This is a genomic window from Fibrella arboris, assembly GCF_041321095.1.
Taxonomy (GTDB): domain Bacteria; phylum Bacteroidota; class Bacteroidia; order Cytophagales; family Spirosomataceae; genus Fibrella; species Fibrella arboris.
Map to the genome: position 1 here is coordinate 299,536 of NZ_JBGGWE010000005.1, position 16,313 is coordinate 315,848.

Consider the following 16,313-nt stretch of genomic DNA (forward strand, 5'->3'; position numbering starts at 1 on the left):
TTTACGGCTGCTTCGCTACGTCCTATAGTAACGTACCTGTGCAACGCAACTGAAAACGGCAAACAGCAAACGGTAAACTGTTTTGCCATGACTCCAAATCAAGAATATACGTCTTTCAAAGACCAGCTCATTGCGGCCTTCCGCGAGGGAGAGGAACGCATGAACGGCGAAAGTAAATCAGCCTTTCACCAGGTACGTCGGTCGGCCCTGCAATCGTTCGAGACGCTGGGTTTCCCCACCATTCGGCACGAAGAGTGGAAATACTCGAACGTGAAAGCGATGATCGGCGAGCAGTATGCGTTCGACGATGGCACCGCCCTCACCACCGACGATATGGCCCCGCTGCAAATTCCGAACCTGGAGGGTAACATCCTCTTTTTCGTGAATGGCCATTACCGCGCCGACCTGTCGCAGCTCGTTAGCCCGGCTACCCACCTGCAGATCAAGAGTTTTGCCGAGGCGCAGCAAACCGACGCCGAAACGATTGGCCTGCACTTCAGCCGGTACGCCGATTTCCAGGACAGTGCCTTCACGGCGTTGAACACCGCTTTTGCCCAGGATGGGGTGTTTATCCGTATCCCCGACAATAAAGTGGTGGAAGAACCCGTCATTCTGCGATTCATTACCGATGCGCGCCAGAAAAACGTAGCTGTTCAGCCGCGTAACCTGATCGTGGTGGGCCGAAACGCTGAAGTGAAAGTGGCCGAATCGTACCGGACACTGGGCGACGGTGCTAGTTTCACCAACGTGGTAACGGAAGTGGTTATGGCCGCCGACGCCCGTGTTGAGCACTACCGCATTCAGAACGATTCGGAACGCGCCTACCACATCGGACGTACCCAGGTTAGCCAGGCCGATAGCAGTCATTATTACAACGCGACCATCACGCTCAATGGCGGTTTCGTGCGGAATGACCTGAACATCGTGCTGAACGGCCAACACTGCGAGTCGTTCATGTACGGGCTATACATGCCCAACGGCAAGCAACACGTCGATAACCACACGCTGGTCGACCACGCGATGCCGAATTGCTACAGCAACGAGTTGTACAAAGGCATTCTGGATGATAAAGGCACCGGTGTTTTCAACGGTAAAATCTACGTTCGCCCCGACGCGCAGAAGACCAACGCCTACCAGTCGTGCAAAAACGTGGTGCTCTCACCCGATGCCAGCATGAACACCAAGCCGCAACTGGAAATCTACGCCGACGACGTGAAGTGTTCGCACGGCACCACCACCGGCAAGATGAACGAAGATGCGTTGTTCTACCTGCAATCGCGCGGTATCCCGAAAGACGCCGCCCGGACGTTGCTGCTTTACGCCTTCGCCGAAGAAGTGGTCAGCAACATCAAGATCCAGCCCATCCGCGAATACCTCGAAGGCATCATCCGGGAGAAACTGGCGCTGTAATATCGACTGCTTTTTACTGAAAAGGGCTGCTACAATTTTGTAACAGCCCTTTTTGCCTTTGACCAGCAAGCAGTAGCAAGAAATGTAGCTTGTGTTGGGCAGTAGCCAGGACCTCTATGGTTTCTCCCGACCAACGAACCTGGCTTTCCCCAGCAAAAAATTAATGGCCCTATCAATATTTTTAGTCAAAGATTCTTCACCCTTTAACCTGGCTAAATACCGCACAATCTCTAGTCTCCGAGACGCAGGAAGACGATCAAAAACAGCTTTCGCTTCCTGATTAGCCTCCAATGCAATTTGAAAACGATCAGGAGGGCTAATTACTCTGCTTTCCGGGTCAAAGGCAATGGTTATTACGACAAGCTCTCCTATTCGCTTAGGTGACTCTTTCAGCATGCTCGTATTTATGTACAGCCGCCATTGACTACTGTATTTCACTAAGGTCTGTTTATAAGGCTCGTTGTTGATTGTGCCACAGATTGGAATGTGCCCTTTGCTTTTGCCGGCTATGACGAAGATTTGTTGAAGAATATCCTCAGGCACAAATACGAACGGATTGACTCCGATCAGATCAATTGCTGCCGTGAACGTAAAAGACATACGCTAGTCGTTTAGTTTATTAATCTTGCTGAAGTTTTTCTGGCGCCTTCGCGTACTGGTGGGCTGGTTTGTCTAAGTGATTCGCCTTCGTCGCAAATTAACTATGTACCGCAACCAGTCCAGTTCAACCAGTTATCCTCTTTAGCAACAAAAATTGCTGACGCCTGGCCCTTCGACTAGGCGTCGGCAATTTGAGAAAGCCCTGCCCATACTGATCAATCGATCGGCGATTAAAAAACGGTGGCAAAAAGGTAGAATACCACTCTCCTATATTTTTCTGACGTAGCGTTTCGTACCACTTGCCATTCACTACCATGCTTACGAAAGAAGAAATTGAGTTTTTAGATACATACGGCTATCTCAATGTAGGCCAGTTATTGACGACTGAGCAGGTTAAACGGATCAATGATCGCCTTGCTGACCTGATGCAAAGCGAAGGAGAGCACGCAGGCGCTGAATTGGCCGAATCGAAATACATACGTCACCCGAAAGAGGAGGGTGCAGACCGTTTAGCAGATCTGGTCAATAAAGGGGAAATTTTCGACATTTTTTATACGCATCCACGTGTGTTAGCTGGTATTGAAGCCGTTTTAGGGCAGTTATACAAATTATCTTCGTTGAACTACAGGGCGGCCAAGCCTGGCAAAGGACGTCAAAAACTTCATGTAGACTGGAGAAACACGGTTGTCGATGGTTCGTATAAAGTCTGCAATAGTATCTGGCTTCTAGACGATTTTACAGAGCACAATGGCGCTACGCGGATCGTCCCTAAAACGCACAAAGTAGCTATTCTGCCCGATGAAGCTATGGTAGACGCCAATGACAAACATCCTGACGAGATCTATATCATCGCCCCCGCTGGATCTGTCTTTATTTTCAACTCGCATGTATGGCATGGTGGCACAACCAATAAAACAGACCACGACCGTAGAAGCATCCATAGCTATTTTTGCAGCCGAGACCAGCCCCAACAAATTGACCAGAAAAAGTATATAACGCGGGAAACCTTACAACGAATCGGCGAAAAAGGGCGGCAGGTTTTAGATGTTTAACCCTTTTTGAGGTTCTGTTGCTCTGTCGGCACCACCCTGATTGGCGCGTTTGGCAAAACGACCGACGGGCAGCCTGTGCTGCCCCAAAAGGCTTACGGCCTGACTCGTGCCCGCTATATTCCTGACGATAGGGTCAACTTTTTGGGGCTGTTCCGGTGTTCTATACCTATGCAAGCCATTACGCAGACACCGCTCGATATTCAGAAAATACGGGCCGATTTTCCGGTTCTTGACCAACTCGTCAATGGTCGGCCGCTCGTTTACTTCGATAACGCCGCCACTACGCAGAAGCCCCGCGCTGTGCTCGACGCGCTCACCCGCTATTACGAGCACGACAACGCCAATATCCACCGGGGTATTCACGCGCTGGCCGAACGGGCAACGGCCAATTTCGAAGCTACGCGCCGGGCCGTTCAGTCGTTTATGAATGCCCGGGAATCCGAAGAGATCATTTTTACCTACGGCACCACTGATGGCATCAACCTGGTAGCCAAAACATACGGACAGACGTACCTGGGGCCAGGTGACGAGATCATTATTTCGACCCTCGAACACCATTCGAACATCGTCCCCTGGCAGATGCTCTGCGAAGCGCGTGGCTGTACCTTGAAGGTGATTCCCATCAATGACGAGGGAGAATTGCTGCTGGATGAGTACGAAAAGCTGCTTACTGAACGCACCAAGATCGTGTCCGTCGTTCATGTCTCGAATGCGCTGGGCACCATTAATCCGATCAAGACAATCATCGACAAGGCCCACGGGGTTGGCGCGGTGGTCTTGATCGACGGCGCGCAGGCAACATCGCATATTGATATTGATGTGCAGGCGCTCGACTGTGATTTTTATGTATTCTCAGCGCACAAGTTATTCGGCCCCACCGGCATGGGCGTACTGTATGGCAAACGCGCCATCCTCGAGGCCATGCCACCCTTCCGGGGGGGCGGGGAGATGATCAAGGAAGTCACTTTCGAGAAGACGACCTATAACGATATTCCCTATAAGTTCGAGGCGGGCACACCCAATATTGCCGATGTGATTGCTGTCCGTAATGCGCTCGAGTACGTTGATTCACTGGGTAAAGAGAATATCGCGGCCTACGAACACGAGCTGCTCGCCTATGCGACCGACGCGCTACAAAGCATTGAGGGTCTGCGTATTGTGGGCACCGCCAAAGAGAAGGTCAGCGTAATCTCGTTTGTACTGGATGGGATTCACCACGAAGATACCGGCGTCATTCTGGATCAGCAGGGCATCGCCGTCCGGACGGGGCACCACTGCACCCAGCCGCTGATGCGCCGGCTTGGTATTGCCGGAACCACGCGGGCCTCGTTTTCGGTTTACAACACAACCGACGAAATCGATAAGCTCGTAAAAGGGCTCCACCGCGTAAAATCGATGATGGCGTAAGCGTAACCAGGGCATGACAATAAACGAGAAGCAAGACGAGATCATTGAAGAGTTTGACCTCTTCGACGATCAGTTAGATAAAACCCAGTATATCATTGATCTCGGCAAAAAGCTGCCGCCCCTCCCCGACGCGCTGCACGTACCTGAGAATCTAATTCCCGGCTGCCAGTCGAAGGTGTGGCTGAACAGCGAACTAAATAACGAGTTGGTGCATTTTGAAGCAGATGCCGAACCCACTGCCCAGATTAGCCGGGGGTTGGTTAGCCTACTGATTCGGGTGCTGTCTGATCAGAAACCGGACGATGTAGCCAACGCTAATTTGTACTTCATTGATCGTATTGGCCTCAGCAACCTGGTCACTTCACGGCGGGCGGGCGGTATGGCGTCAATGATTCAACGCATGAAATCGTTTGCCCTGGCAAACGCCTGATACTCCATGAATGCGACAATTATGTCAGAAACTGAACTGAAAGAGCAGGTCGTACTGGCGCTAAAGACCGTGTATGACCCCGAAATTCCGGTAGATGTATACGAGCTTGGCCTGATCTACGACATCAAGATCTTCCCCGTCAACAACGTTTATATCCTGATGACGCTGACGTCGCCTTCCTGCCCTTCTGCCGGGTCTATCCCGGGCGAAATTGAGCAGGCGGTACGCAACGTAGAAGGGGTAAACGACGTCAGTGTTGAACTCACCTTCGATCCGCCCTATGCATCCGATATGATGTCGGAAGTAGCCAAACTGGAACTCGGCTTTATGTAAACAATAGTTTGGGAAATCTGGCAAAATAGCGTCTTGAGTCGAAACAGTCGTTCTGGTCTATCACCAACGCTGTGCGCTGCTCTACTCTATTGAAACAGGCTACCCAGGCCCTGTATTCTGTTCTCAATAACGACTATCAAGACTAAAAAAAGTTATGTATCCTCCTCATTTAGTTGCCCCTATGCGGGAAGACCTTACCAGCGTAGGTTTCCAGGAATTAACGACAGCCGCCGAGGTAGACGCCGCTATGGCCAGTGCTGAAGGCACGGCGCTCGTGGTTGTCAACTCAGTTTGTGGTTGTGCCGCCGGCGCTGCCCGGCCAGGTGTGAAAGCGGCCCTGTCTATCGCCGATGTGAAGCCAGATCACCTGTATACTGTATTTGCCGGTGCTGACCTCGATGCCACTGAGAAGATGCGCGAGTATCTGCTTCCCTATCCTCCCTCGTCGCCTGCCATTGGTATCTTCAAAGACGGCGAACTGGTGCATTTCATTGAGCGGCATCATATCGAAGGTCGCTCAGCCCAGATGATCGCCCAACACCTCGAAATGGCGTTGGAAGAGTTCTGCGAGAAGGCATAAAAAGTTGGCTGTCTTCTGTTGCTCCGCTTAGATACGTTGTTGGTACGTAGCAGCGCAACAGAAGACAGCCAATTTTTTCACCCCACCCGCTCCAGCAATTCCTTTGTTTTCCGAATACCGGCATATTCGTCCAGCTTGCTGCCTTCGTACTCAATGCCGATAATACCCTTGAACTTGCTGTCTTTCACGATCTTCATGATCTGGGTATAGTCGGTCTCTATGCAGTTGCCTTTCTCATCGAAATCATACGTTTTGGCCGATAGCCCTTTGGCGTACGGAATCAGTTCCTGAGTTCCCTTGTAGCGGTCATACGAGTCCTCGCAGCCGGTGGCGCTGCGCTTCATGCAGAAGTTACCGAAATCGGGCAACGTACCTACGTTCTTCATGCCCACCTGTTTGATCACGCCAGCCAGCCAGGCGCCATTTGACGTGATGCCCCCGTGATTTTCGACGATTACGTTAATCCCCGACGCCTTACCGACTTCCCCTAATTTACTGAGTCCGTCTACGGCAGCTTTGGCCACTTCTTCCGGTGAGCCGCTACCCTGTGCATTCACACGGATGGTTTTGCAGCCCAGGTACTTGGCGCACTCGATCCACTTCTTGTGGTTTTCTACGGTCTGATTCCGCTTCGTCGCATCCAGATCAGCCAGTGGTCCTTCGCCATCGATCATGATGAGGTGATTGGTTACGCCATTGTCTTTGCAGCGCATCAGCAACTCATCCAGATAGACTTTATCCTGGGCTTTATCTTTAAAAAACTGATTCACGTACTCGACAATACTGATACCGAACTCTTTTTTGGCGATACCCGGAAAATCGAGATTGGTGATCTGCTTGCCGAATAACGCTTTATGTAACGACCATTCGGCCAGAGAGATATCAAACGACAGCTTTTGGGGGGCGGCTTCTGCCCAGGCGGGTAATGCAGCGGTGGCGGCAAGCGCTCCAGCCGTTTTCAGGAACGACCGGCGATTAAGGTGACTCATGGCTATTTCGTTACTAGTTTGTTTGTAAGCCTATAAGCAGAAAAGAGCCTGGATATACGGCATAAAAAAAGGCGGGCTGTAGGGCAACCCGTCTTTCCAGTTCAGAATACAACCTGAATATCATTCTGTTGGTGAACCAACCCTCTGGCATCAGCGAAATGATACACTCGAAAGGTACAATTTTTTCGGCGAATATGTCAAGAAAAAAGTTAAAAAAAGGGAGGAAAGGGAGGAAAGGGAGGAAAGGGAGGAAAGGGGGAATGGAGAAAAGGGAAGAGGGGACGCTCCGCAGTAAAATACCCTTTAACTAAGCAGAGCGCCCTCTCTTCCCTTTCCTCCATTCCCCCTTTCCTCCTTTCCTCCCTTTCCTCCTTTCCTCCCCCCCTCACTCCCCTACCGGCACAAAATGCTTTTGGTTCAGGGGTAAATTCTCGGCGGTCCAGATAACATCGCTGACAAAGGCATGGCCCCTTACCGGGCAGTTGGCCACACGGCAGTAATGACAACATTCCTGCAGGCAGGGATCGGCGTGGACAAATATTTCTACCTCACTGGAAAAGCCCTCCTGAAGCGTTTTTTCAAACCGATGTACCTCATCATGGGTATTCAGCAGATCCCAGTAGTAGGGCAAGGTAAGGTGGCAATCAATATGCAGATCGGCACCGTATTTCTGCACCCGCAGGTTATGCACGTCTATCCAGTTTCGCTGGCGGTTTTCGGCCAGTACTGTCACTACCCGATCAATGGTTGGCAAGTCAGTTTCATCGAGCAGGCGCCCGATCGATTGCCGGACCAACGACCAGCCGTTATAAATGATGAACAGCGACAAGGCAAATGCCAACAGCCGGTCGAGCCAAAGCCAGCCCGTGAGCCAGACCAGCCCAACGCCAACCATGACAACCAGGCTGCTGACACTGTCGACCAGTAAATGCTTCCCGTCGGCCACCAGGGCCAGCGAATCGGTCTGCTTGCCCTGGTTCATTAGCGTGTAGCCCAGCAACGCATTGGCGGCTGTGGTGAACGCGATCAGGGCTAAGCCCCAGCCCAGATCTGTCAGGAGAGTAGGCTCAAAAAAACTGACGACAGCTTCGTAAATAATTACCAGCCCTGCCGACAGAATCAGGGCCCCTTCAAAGCCTGATGACAGATACTCCACCTTACCATGCCCGTACGGATGGTTCTGATCGCGGGGTTGCCCGGCGATGTAGAGACTATAAAGCGCAAACCCACTGGCAATTACGTTCACGATCGACTCCAGCGCGTCGGTCAGGATCGCGGTGGAATTGGTGAGGAAGAACGCGGTAAATTTTAGCACCAACAGAACGATACCGACTACCAGCGATAAGGCCATCCAGCGCGTCTTGGTGTGTTTCAATAGCTTCATAGAGCCTATAAAGATACGGCGAAGCGGGGAAATCGTTCGTATTTTAGCCGCATGGATACAACCCAAAACCCCTGGAAAACCCTCGATTCGGAGGTCAGATACGAAAATAACTGGCTGGCCATCAGACACGAAAACGTAATCACCCCAGCTGGTACGCCAGGTATTTATGGTGTGGTGAGTTTCAAAAACAAAGCGGTTGGCGTTATTCCTATCGATGAACAAGGCTACACCTACCTGGTCGGGCAATATCGCTACGCGCTCAATGAGTACACCTGGGAGATCCCGGAAGGTGGTGCCCCGGTAGGTACAGATATGCTGACGTCTGCACAGCGTGAACTTCAGGAAGAAACCGGGCTCGTGGCCAATCGCTGGACAAAGCTTGCGCGAATCCACACGTCGAACTCCGCTACCGATGAAGAAGGCTTCATTTATATCGCTGAAGAACTGACGCCCGGCCCGCATGCGCCGGAAGAGACCGAAGATTTACAATTGTTGAGGCTGCCACTGACAGAGGCCGTTTCGATGGTGATGGACGGGCGCATTACCGACTCGATCAGTATGGCAGCATTACTGATGGTTGCCCGGCTACGCGGCATTTAAAACCTGTTTACCCGTTTGTCCGTTTGTGACTACAGGCATACCAGACCCATAAATGCCCTCTTCTGACTAATTCGTATCGAATGTTCCTCCCTATCCTATTCGGTTTTCTGACAGGCATAGCCCTGTGCCTCACGTTCGGAACCGTTTTCTTCGCGCTCATCCAGAATAGTGTCGATAACGGTTATAAGGCTGGTTTGACCATCACCCTGGGCGTAGTGCTGGGCGATGCCATCTACATCACCTTTGCGTTGCTGGGTACGTCCATTATTCCTCATTCGGCTGCGCTTGAGCCAATTCTGGCGGCGGTTGGCGTAGTTTTTCTTGTGTCGCTAGGGCTCTTCAACATCATCAAAGGCACCCCACGCATCGCCTATCCGAAAACCAAGTTCGGCAACTACGCCTACTATTTTACCACTGGTTTTCTGCTGAACGCTCTCAATCCGATCAACTTTGTTTCGTGGGTCACCATTGCAGCCTATATGCGCCACTCGCTGCAATATGATACCACCCAGCAAGTTGTTTTCATGGTGTTCGCGTTGCTGGGCGTAGCGGTAGCCGAATCGTCGCTGGCCATCTTTGCCCACAAGCTAAAACGGTTTTTCACGCCTAAAGTAGCACTGGCATTTAACCGCATCACAGGCGTTGTCTTTATCATTGTGGCAGCCCGGCTTGCCTGGGTCAAGCTCTACGAGCCAGTGACGGCGCTTATCGAACGCTGGTAAAAAAAGGCGCAAGCGTCAGGCCCCAGGTGTCAAAGGCTCTGCCAGTCAGCGATGAAGCTGATTAGCAGAGCTTTTGACACCTGGGGCCTGACGCTTGCGCCTTACTACTTACCGCCCTCCTTCTGCCGGTTCATTCTCCCGGCTACCGGTCTTTTCTTCGTTGATCGCGGGATTATTGCGCTCGCCCTGGGCAGAATCTGCCGATGACTGGGTTTCACTATCCGGAGCTGTTGAGTCGTCCGGGCGGAGCCCCTCCTGGTCTGGTTTTTCTGCGTCTTCTGGCATGTTTTTCGTGGTTAATTAAATATCATCATCGTCATCAAAATCGTCGCCGCGGAAGTCTTCGTCGGGATCCACTTCCAGCGAATCTTCAACGTCGTCGTCGTCGCTGAGGTCGTCTTCGATCGTATCGCCATAGCCGCTTGTTGCACCCGATCCTTCATCGCCAAATTCAGCGTCGTCATCATCTGGATCTGGATTCATCATCAGTACGTCGTCTCGCTCATCGTCGAGCAGGTTTTCGTTATAGGCCATTGTTGTGTGTTGAATAGGTTTCCGAAACTCATAACCGACCATATCGTGGTTAGTTGGTTAAGATAGTATGAATTGAGCCAACGGCCTGCTACAACAATGAGAAAATACACCCTTCAACGCTTCAGCGATCAGCCTATTCTGACTACCCAGGATGTTAAACCGTATGGTGTTGGTTTCGATGTGCTGGGCGCTTTTAACCCCGCCGCCTGTCGATTTGGCGACGAAATTCTCCTGCTGCTGCGCGTGGCGGAGGCGCCAAAGCCAGAAAATGGCTGGTTACACGTACCTATCGTCGACACGGCGGATGGGCAGTCGGTGCTTACCGTAAAAACGTTTCCGGAGCCGGATGGCCCCTACGACCCGCGGGTGCTGACGCTGGGCGGGCAAACGTACCTGACCTCACTCAGCCACCTGAGGCTGGCCCGAAGTCAGGATGGAATTCATTTTACCATCGATGAGCAGCCTTTTCTGTTTCCGGCCCGCCCCGACGAAGCCTTTGGTCTGGAAGATGCCCGTATTACCCGTATCGATGATACGTATTGGATCACGTACACGGCTGTCTCGGCCAACGGGCCTGGCGTTGGGCTAGCCAAAACCACTGACTTTGTCAATGTTGAACGGGTGGGCATGGTGCTTCCGCCACCCAACAAAGATGCCTGCCTGTTTCCCGAACGTATCAACGGAAAGCTGATGATGCTTCACCGGCCTATGGTGTCCGATATCGGTAAGCCTTCGGTCTGGGTTTGCGAATCGCCCGACGGGATTCACTGGGGAAACCACCGATATATATTTGGCGCAACGGGCTCGGCCTGGGAATACCTGAAAATCGGGGCTGGCCCAGAGCCGGTCAAAACCGATGAAGGTTGGCTGCTGCTCTACCACGGGGCCAGTGAACAGCACGAATATGCTCTTGCTCTGGCACTGCTCGATAGTAATGACCCCAGGCAGTTGATCGGGCGCGCTGATGCCCCGTTGCTAACACCTGAATTACAGTGGGAACGCGAAGGCTTCTTCCCGAACGTGGTTTTTAGTAATGGCTGGGTGTCTAACACCCCGGCCGGTCATCCCGGCGAATGGTGGGTGTATTATGGCGCCGCCGACTCGGGCGTGGGGCTGGCCATTTTAAAAAGTCAATAGTCATTACATGATCACTCCGCCTGGCTGTCACTGGTGGTTATTGGTCATCAGTGACAGCCTGGCGGAGTGATCACGACTAGTAGTCCTGTTCAGCGGCAGCCAGTAATGGCTCGATCACGGTCGTGAGCCGATCACGCACGAAGCTCTCCTGTAGGTACGTTGGCAGCTTTGCGATCAGCTGGCGATAACGATCAATCCCCAGTGCTTTGGCAATATAGGCTTCGTGCACAGAGTTTACATGCGTCACAATGTTGACCAGGCTCTGGTGAAACAGCCGCACATCTACTTCCGAATCAACAAAGCGTTCAATTTCGCGGGGACTCCCACTTCCGTTCGCCGACGAAATACGCAGCCGACTCAACATGTCGAAAAAGGTCGTATAACCTATCTGTCTGGCCAACAGCTTGTATTGCTCAGGGCCAAACTTTTGCAGTATCTCTCCTGTACGCGCCGAACGCAGCGCCGTTTTAGGATTATTCTGAACGGCATTGCGCAAGGCTTTGATCCGCTGATCGCGCGTTGTTTTTAGAAACTGGGCCACTTCGATCTGCGCCGACGTAGTACGCGATGGCAACGTCAGGTCAGACCGGCCAGCCTCGGCCATTCGCTTCGCCATGGGCAACCGCTGAATCCGGTAGCTGTTGATCGGACCAAGCGCATAATACCCGATAGAGGCCGGATAATACCCACGCACCACTGTATTGCCGATCCGCTTCCGAATCAGCTCTTCGTTACTCACATTGCTGTTTTGCGCCGCCAAAAAAGCACGGGCGCTGAACAGCACACTATAGTAGGCCTGTGGGAACGTCCAGTGCAACGAGCTTTGCAAGTACTGTTCCGAATCGACCGACCGATCATTCAAAATAGGCGTAATACGAAGTGCGTACTCGGCACTCCAGCTATTGAGCAGTAACTTCTCCAAAGCCGCCTGCTTATCGGCCGCTCCAAGACCACCAAACTGGCGGAAAATAGGAAACTTAGCCAGATCGAACAGATCGTTCTGATGCTGGATATGGTAATCCATGGCGAAGAAGTGGTTCAAGAACACCTGCGCCGGGATCGACTTACGCTGGGCGGCACTCCGCCAGCTGTCGTCTACCGGGACCGGTTGCACGGGCATCTGCGTAGGCAAAGAGGCCATCGACACATTGGTTGTTTCTCTCATACACTACTAACAAACAAGACTAGTTGAGCGTTCATTTTTTGGAGCCAAATTCACGTCGTTAACTAATTGATTAACAGTTAGATACAAACAAAATTTCAGCCAATTTTGTCACTTATTTTCGTGGATGGTCACAGGCTTTTTTTACCGTTTATCACGGCTTGTCCCGTACTTTTGAGCACCGTTTGCCGTTGCTTAACTAGTATGACTCTATTCCGTAAATCAGGCCTCGTTGTGGGGCTTTTGTGTAGTACGCTGACCGGATTTGGCCAAAGTGATAAAGCGTCGCTGGAAGGGCTGGTTCTTGATGCTGCCACCCGTCAACCCGTTATCGGCGCTACCGTTGAAGCCGTCACACAGGCCGGAAAAGCAGCCCAGGCAAAGACAGCTTCGCCCGACGGTAGTTTCAAGCTCAGTCTGAGCACGAAGGAATCGTACCGGATTGTGGCGCAGGCGGCCGGGTACGTACCCACCGAAGAGCGGATGGCGTTCTCGGATAGTCGGGCGGTCCGGTTATTTGGCAAAACAATTTACCTCAACCGAACGCCACCTAACGCGCCCGTCTCTGCCGCTGCTCCCGCCAAACCGCCGCTCACCGTCACCGACAAGACCATTGACCTGCGGGCGATTCAGTTTGTGCAGAGCACGGCCGATATGGTACCCGAAGCCAAAGCCGACCTCGACCGGGTATTGGTTTTCCTGACGCAACATCCATCGATCAATATCGAATTGGCCGGACACACAGATAATCAGGGTGATTTCGATCAGAACGTCGCTTTGTCGAAGCAGCGCGCCGAGGCCGTAAAGACGTTTCTGGTCAGTAAAGGCATTAATGCCAGCCGCATTCTGACCAAGGGGTATGGGGGAACCCGGCCCGTGGCCACCAATAATTACGAAAAAAGCCGTCAGTTCAACCGGCGTGTAGAGATGCGTATTCTGAAGCCATGACTGGCTAATGGCCGACGCGAGACGCCCCCTGCGGAGCCTACCCCGTTAGCCCCAAACGATTCACTTACCGGGCAATCAGGAAGCGTTTCGATGCGGCAAACGTACCTGCCTTGATCTTGGCAATGTACATACCCGGCATCCAGTTGCCAACGTTTATCCTTACCTGCTGACGCACGTCGCTGCCAGCAAAGTCCTGATGACTGATGAGTCGGCCAGCCAGATCAAACACGTCGAGTGTAACGGCTTCGGTAGTGGGCATCTGATACAGGTACGTGACAAAATCGCTGGCGGGATTGGGGGCCAGCTCCAGCTGTGCGCTTGTTTTTGTCTCATCCAGATCAGGACACCACACGATGGGATCGGGATCTGACGAAGGCACGCCAAAATCCAGGCCTACGGTATTCTGCGGGCCAGGCACAGTGCCTTTCCAGACCGTGGCCAGGTTCCCATCCAGTGCCGACAAATAACCGGTCGTTGTGCTGGTTCCGCTGCCAAAGGGGGTGCCTTTCAACTTTCGATTGCTGGCATAGAATTCCAGTTCGGTCAGCTCGCCATAACAGTTTTTAGCGGCAACGTACCTGACATACCGCCACGGCTGATCGGCATTGACCACATACTCGTTCCACCCCCGGGCGGGCTGATGCAGAATGGCCAGGGTAGTCCAGGCAGTGCTGTCCTGCGAGCCCTGGATGAGGCCGCTGCGGCAGCGATCGCTACAGGTCTGGCAGGAATCGACACCAAAATGCACGCGTATTCTAGACACGGTTGGAGTTGGCCCCACCGCGCTGCAATTCAAACCCGGAATCTGCGAACAATACAGGTCGGCCATAGCGCTCATGCCTGCATCGCCGGGATACTGCTTCACCAGGCTATCAGCCCTGGGCCAATCGGTAGCAGCCGTTAATACCTCATCGCCCCGAAGGCAGGCCAGGTTTACAAACTGCCAGCCCGTTTCTTCGGCTACCTGTCGGAGCACGGCGTTCGATTTGCTTTTGCCGGGGAAAAATGAGTTCCGCAGTACGGTAATTCCAGTGGTGAACCCAGTGGATACCACCAGTTTCAGCACTTCGTCGCGGAAAGTGGTAGCATCAAAGCTGGTCTGGCTGACATTTTCAGAGAGCGAGACGATGACCAGATCGGGCCTGTTTCCAGGCCATAGGGCCACCACTTTATCGGTCACAGCCGTTTTGTAAGGGAAGGTTTTAGTGGCGTAGGTACGTTCCCACTCATCGAGCCGTAGCCGTTGCACCGACACATCAGGGTTCTGCTCTTTCAATTTCTCGGTCAGCAAACTCACGTAGTCTTTCGCCCGGCTGGTGGCGGCCATGCCCCAGGGTCCGCCCGTCCAGCCAATAGCGGCATCGGGCGCTTTTTCGGTCAGGGCGTTTCCTAGTACCAACACCCGATTATAGCGCGGCACCTCCAGCGTTGGAGGCGACAGAATATCATCTTGCTGAATGAAGTTTACCGGCTGGCCACCGCTCAGGTCATACACGGCCCGCCAGTCTTTATACGCCTGGCAATCGAGTGCATACGAATCCCGGTTGGTTGCACAGCCATCAGCAGACAATATGCCCGATGTGGTATAGGTAACATGTTGCTTAGGGGCCCGAACAACCGGGCCTGTATTGGTAATGTATCGGGCGGCTATTTCCCTGAACACGCCCCGGTCGATTTCATAGGTAAGGTCAAAATTGAACACTGAGATCATCTGGGCGCCATGCTCGAAACACTCGGTGAACTGCCTGAGCAGCTCATCGCGTAGAATAGGGTTGTTGTGGCGGCTCAGATTGCCTTCAACCTCGTTGACAATCAGTTTCCCCGGTGAGTTCGACCGAGCCAGATCCGTTGCAAATCGGAAGTCGGAGAAATGCCCATCGTTTATTTTGATACCATCCAGACTTTCGCCAGTGTCTTTAAAGCTAAAACTGCCCCGCCGAACGGAGAGCTTATCGTACACAGAGCCATATTCCTGAATAACCTTGAGCCGGTTATCAACGGCTTTGATCGCGGCGACTACTTCGAGCATGAATGTTTTCATGACGCTATGCCGGTACCGGTACCAGTCCAGGCCAGCCTCGCCGTCGAAAGCGCCTTTAAACCGGCCATTGGGAGCCTTTGGCCGAATTTGCTCGAAAGAATCGGAGGGCTGCCCATCGCCTTTCCAGGCCGCCTTTAGCCGACTGATAGACCCTCTGTATTTTGATTTCAGCCAGATTCTATACCCGCGTAGCATGGGCTCGGAATAATCGAAAAGCCGTTCAATATCTCCATCGAGCCCCTTGGTCGTACTGATTGGATAGCCGTACTCGCCCTGGCCGGTGGTGCCTACACAGATGTACAGCAATTCATTGGTGTTTGCTAAATACCCATACCGTTGCGCCACCCGTGTGGCAAAGGTCGTTCCTTTCTCAACGGTAGACGGGGCGGCGAAACTGGTAAAAACCCGGAACGTACCCCTATTCTCATGAAGGCCGTCAAACTGTTGGTAAACCCGCAGATTCTGCCCGTAAATATTGTATCCCTGCATCCGGTCGGCAGCGCTCCAGCCGTTGTACCCATCTTCCATGTTGTTATTCGGATCAGACGGGGTATCGAAGCGCTGGTTGTCGATCCAGATCCGCAGCGCGATTTTCAGCCCGTTCCGGCGGGCAGCGGCAATCTGATCGTCATACTGCTGCCAGGGGTTCGGCGCGTCTTTCTGCCAGTTATTGACAGTGCTCCACAGAACAGTAATCAGTACGGCGTTTCCACCATTGGCTTTCAGCTGATTAATCGACTCAACACCGTTATCGCCATTTCCAATGTAGTTGTTGTTGATGGACATCATCAGATAGCGCTGACTAGTCTGGGCTGTCAGTCTGCCATTGGGTAGTGTAAGCAGTACTGTCAGGGCGAGCCAGTAGAATCGATTCATAGCGTATAAATGAGGCATAGAGAGCAGCTTTCCGTGGCAGCGCCAGGTACGTTCCAGTGCACGCGGATACCATCGTAACGAACATACCGGTTTCTTCATATACGTAAA

At 52.6% G+C, this 16,313-nt stretch carries 17 protein-coding genes; 10 read left to right on the forward strand and 7 right to left on the reverse strand.

The window, feature by feature from the left end; translation table 11 throughout:
- Positions 1 to 87: 87 nt before the first annotated feature.
- A complete protein-coding gene (gene sufD, locus ACAW75_RS11030; RefSeq protein ID WP_370728771.1) occupies positions 88 to 1,410 on the forward strand; it encodes a Fe-S cluster assembly protein SufD in 1,323 nt (440 codons plus the stop codon).
- Between the two features lie 114 nt (positions 1,411 to 1,524).
- On the opposite strand, the gene ACAW75_RS11035 is transcribed toward sufD, so the two are convergent.
- Positions 1,525 to 2,010, reverse strand: coding sequence for a YdeI/OmpD-associated family protein (locus ACAW75_RS11035; RefSeq protein ID WP_370728772.1), 486 nt, complete (start codon positions 2,008 to 2,010; stop codon positions 1,525 to 1,527).
- A 314-nt stretch (positions 2,011 to 2,324) separates the two neighbouring features.
- On the opposite strand from ACAW75_RS11035, the gene ACAW75_RS11040 reads away from it, so the two are divergent.
- From ACAW75_RS11040 to ACAW75_RS11060, 5 genes are all read left to right on the forward strand, one after another.
- Positions 2,325 to 3,062 (forward strand): phytanoyl-CoA dioxygenase family protein, encoded by a 738-nt coding sequence (locus ACAW75_RS11040; RefSeq protein ID WP_370728773.1) that lies wholly within the window; start codon positions 2,325 to 2,327, stop codon positions 3,060 to 3,062.
- A 168-nt stretch (positions 3,063 to 3,230) separates the two neighbouring features.
- Entirely contained in the window at positions 3,231 to 4,469 is a 1,239-nt protein-coding gene (locus tag ACAW75_RS11045; RefSeq protein ID WP_370728962.1) for a SufS family cysteine desulfurase, read from the forward strand.
- 13 nt (positions 4,470 to 4,482) lie between these two features.
- Positions 4,483 to 4,899: a SufE family protein gene (locus ACAW75_RS11050; RefSeq protein ID WP_370728774.1), complete on the forward strand. Its 417-nt coding sequence runs from the start codon at positions 4,483 to 4,485 to the stop codon at positions 4,897 to 4,899.
- A 21-nt stretch (positions 4,900 to 4,920) separates the two neighbouring features.
- Positions 4,921 to 5,232 carry a DUF59 domain-containing protein gene (locus ACAW75_RS11055; protein WP_370728963.1) on the forward strand — a complete coding sequence of 104 codons (312 nt, stop codon included), beginning with the start codon at positions 4,921 to 4,923 and terminating at the stop codon, positions 5,230 to 5,232.
- Positions 5,233 to 5,386: 154 nt separating this feature from the next.
- Complete coding sequence (locus tag ACAW75_RS11060) at positions 5,387 to 5,812, forward strand: BrxA/BrxB family bacilliredoxin (RefSeq protein ID WP_370728775.1); 426 nt, start codon at positions 5,387 to 5,389, stop codon at positions 5,810 to 5,812.
- 77 nt (positions 5,813 to 5,889) lie between these two features.
- On the opposite strand, the gene ACAW75_RS11065 is transcribed toward ACAW75_RS11060, so the two are convergent.
- Positions 5,890 to 6,801: a sugar phosphate isomerase/epimerase family protein gene (locus ACAW75_RS11065; protein ID WP_370728776.1), complete on the reverse strand. Its 912-nt coding sequence runs from the start codon at positions 6,799 to 6,801 to the stop codon at positions 5,890 to 5,892.
- 385 nt (positions 6,802 to 7,186) lie between these two features.
- Positions 7,187 to 8,185 (reverse strand): cation diffusion facilitator family transporter, encoded by a 999-nt coding sequence (locus ACAW75_RS11070; RefSeq protein WP_370728777.1) that lies wholly within the window; start codon positions 8,183 to 8,185, stop codon positions 7,187 to 7,189.
- Positions 8,186 to 8,236: 51 nt separating this feature from the next.
- Here ACAW75_RS11070 and ACAW75_RS11075 point away from each other — a divergent pair, with 51 nt between their 5' ends.
- A complete protein-coding gene (locus tag ACAW75_RS11075) occupies positions 8,237 to 8,785 on the forward strand; it encodes an NUDIX domain-containing protein (protein ID WP_370728778.1) in 549 nt (182 codons plus the stop codon).
- An 80-nt stretch (positions 8,786 to 8,865) separates the two neighbouring features.
- The gene (locus tag ACAW75_RS11080; RefSeq protein ID WP_370728779.1) at positions 8,866 to 9,507 is read left to right on the forward strand and encodes a LysE family translocator; all 642 of its coding nucleotides are present in this window, start codon (positions 8,866 to 8,868) and stop codon (positions 9,505 to 9,507) included.
- 108 nt (positions 9,508 to 9,615) lie between these two features.
- On the opposite strand, the gene ACAW75_RS11085 is transcribed toward ACAW75_RS11080, so the two are convergent.
- Both ACAW75_RS11085 and ACAW75_RS11090 read right to left on the reverse strand, forming a co-directional pair.
- Positions 9,616 to 9,792 (reverse strand): hypothetical protein, encoded by a 177-nt coding sequence (locus ACAW75_RS11085; protein WP_370728780.1) that lies wholly within the window; start codon positions 9,790 to 9,792, stop codon positions 9,616 to 9,618.
- 15 nt (positions 9,793 to 9,807) lie between these two features.
- Positions 9,808 to 10,041 carry an adhesin gene (locus ACAW75_RS11090; RefSeq protein WP_370728781.1) on the reverse strand — a complete coding sequence of 78 codons (234 nt, stop codon included), beginning with the start codon at positions 10,039 to 10,041 and terminating at the stop codon, positions 9,808 to 9,810.
- Positions 10,042 to 10,137: 96 nt separating this feature from the next.
- Between ACAW75_RS11090 and ACAW75_RS11095 the strand changes: the two genes are divergently transcribed.
- Positions 10,138 to 11,178: a glycoside hydrolase family 130 protein gene (locus ACAW75_RS11095; protein ID WP_370728782.1), complete on the forward strand. Its 1,041-nt coding sequence runs from the start codon at positions 10,138 to 10,140 to the stop codon at positions 11,176 to 11,178.
- Between the two features lie 76 nt (positions 11,179 to 11,254).
- Here the strand turns inward: ACAW75_RS11095 and ACAW75_RS11100 are convergent, their stop codons facing one another.
- The gene (locus ACAW75_RS11100) at positions 11,255 to 12,343 is read right to left on the reverse strand and encodes a hypothetical protein (protein WP_370728783.1); all 1,089 of its coding nucleotides are present in this window, start codon (positions 12,341 to 12,343) and stop codon (positions 11,255 to 11,257) included.
- Positions 12,344 to 12,544: 201 nt separating this feature from the next.
- Between ACAW75_RS11100 and ACAW75_RS11105 the strand changes: the two genes are divergently transcribed.
- The gene (locus tag ACAW75_RS11105; protein WP_370728784.1) at positions 12,545 to 13,288 is read left to right on the forward strand and encodes an OmpA family protein; all 744 of its coding nucleotides are present in this window, start codon (positions 12,545 to 12,547) and stop codon (positions 13,286 to 13,288) included.
- A 64-nt stretch (positions 13,289 to 13,352) separates the two neighbouring features.
- Here the strand turns inward: ACAW75_RS11105 and ACAW75_RS11110 are convergent, their stop codons facing one another.
- Entirely contained in the window at positions 13,353 to 16,205 is a 2,853-nt protein-coding gene (locus tag ACAW75_RS11110; protein WP_370728785.1) for a T9SS type A sorting domain-containing protein, read from the reverse strand.
- Positions 16,206 to 16,313 lie beyond the last annotated feature (108 nt).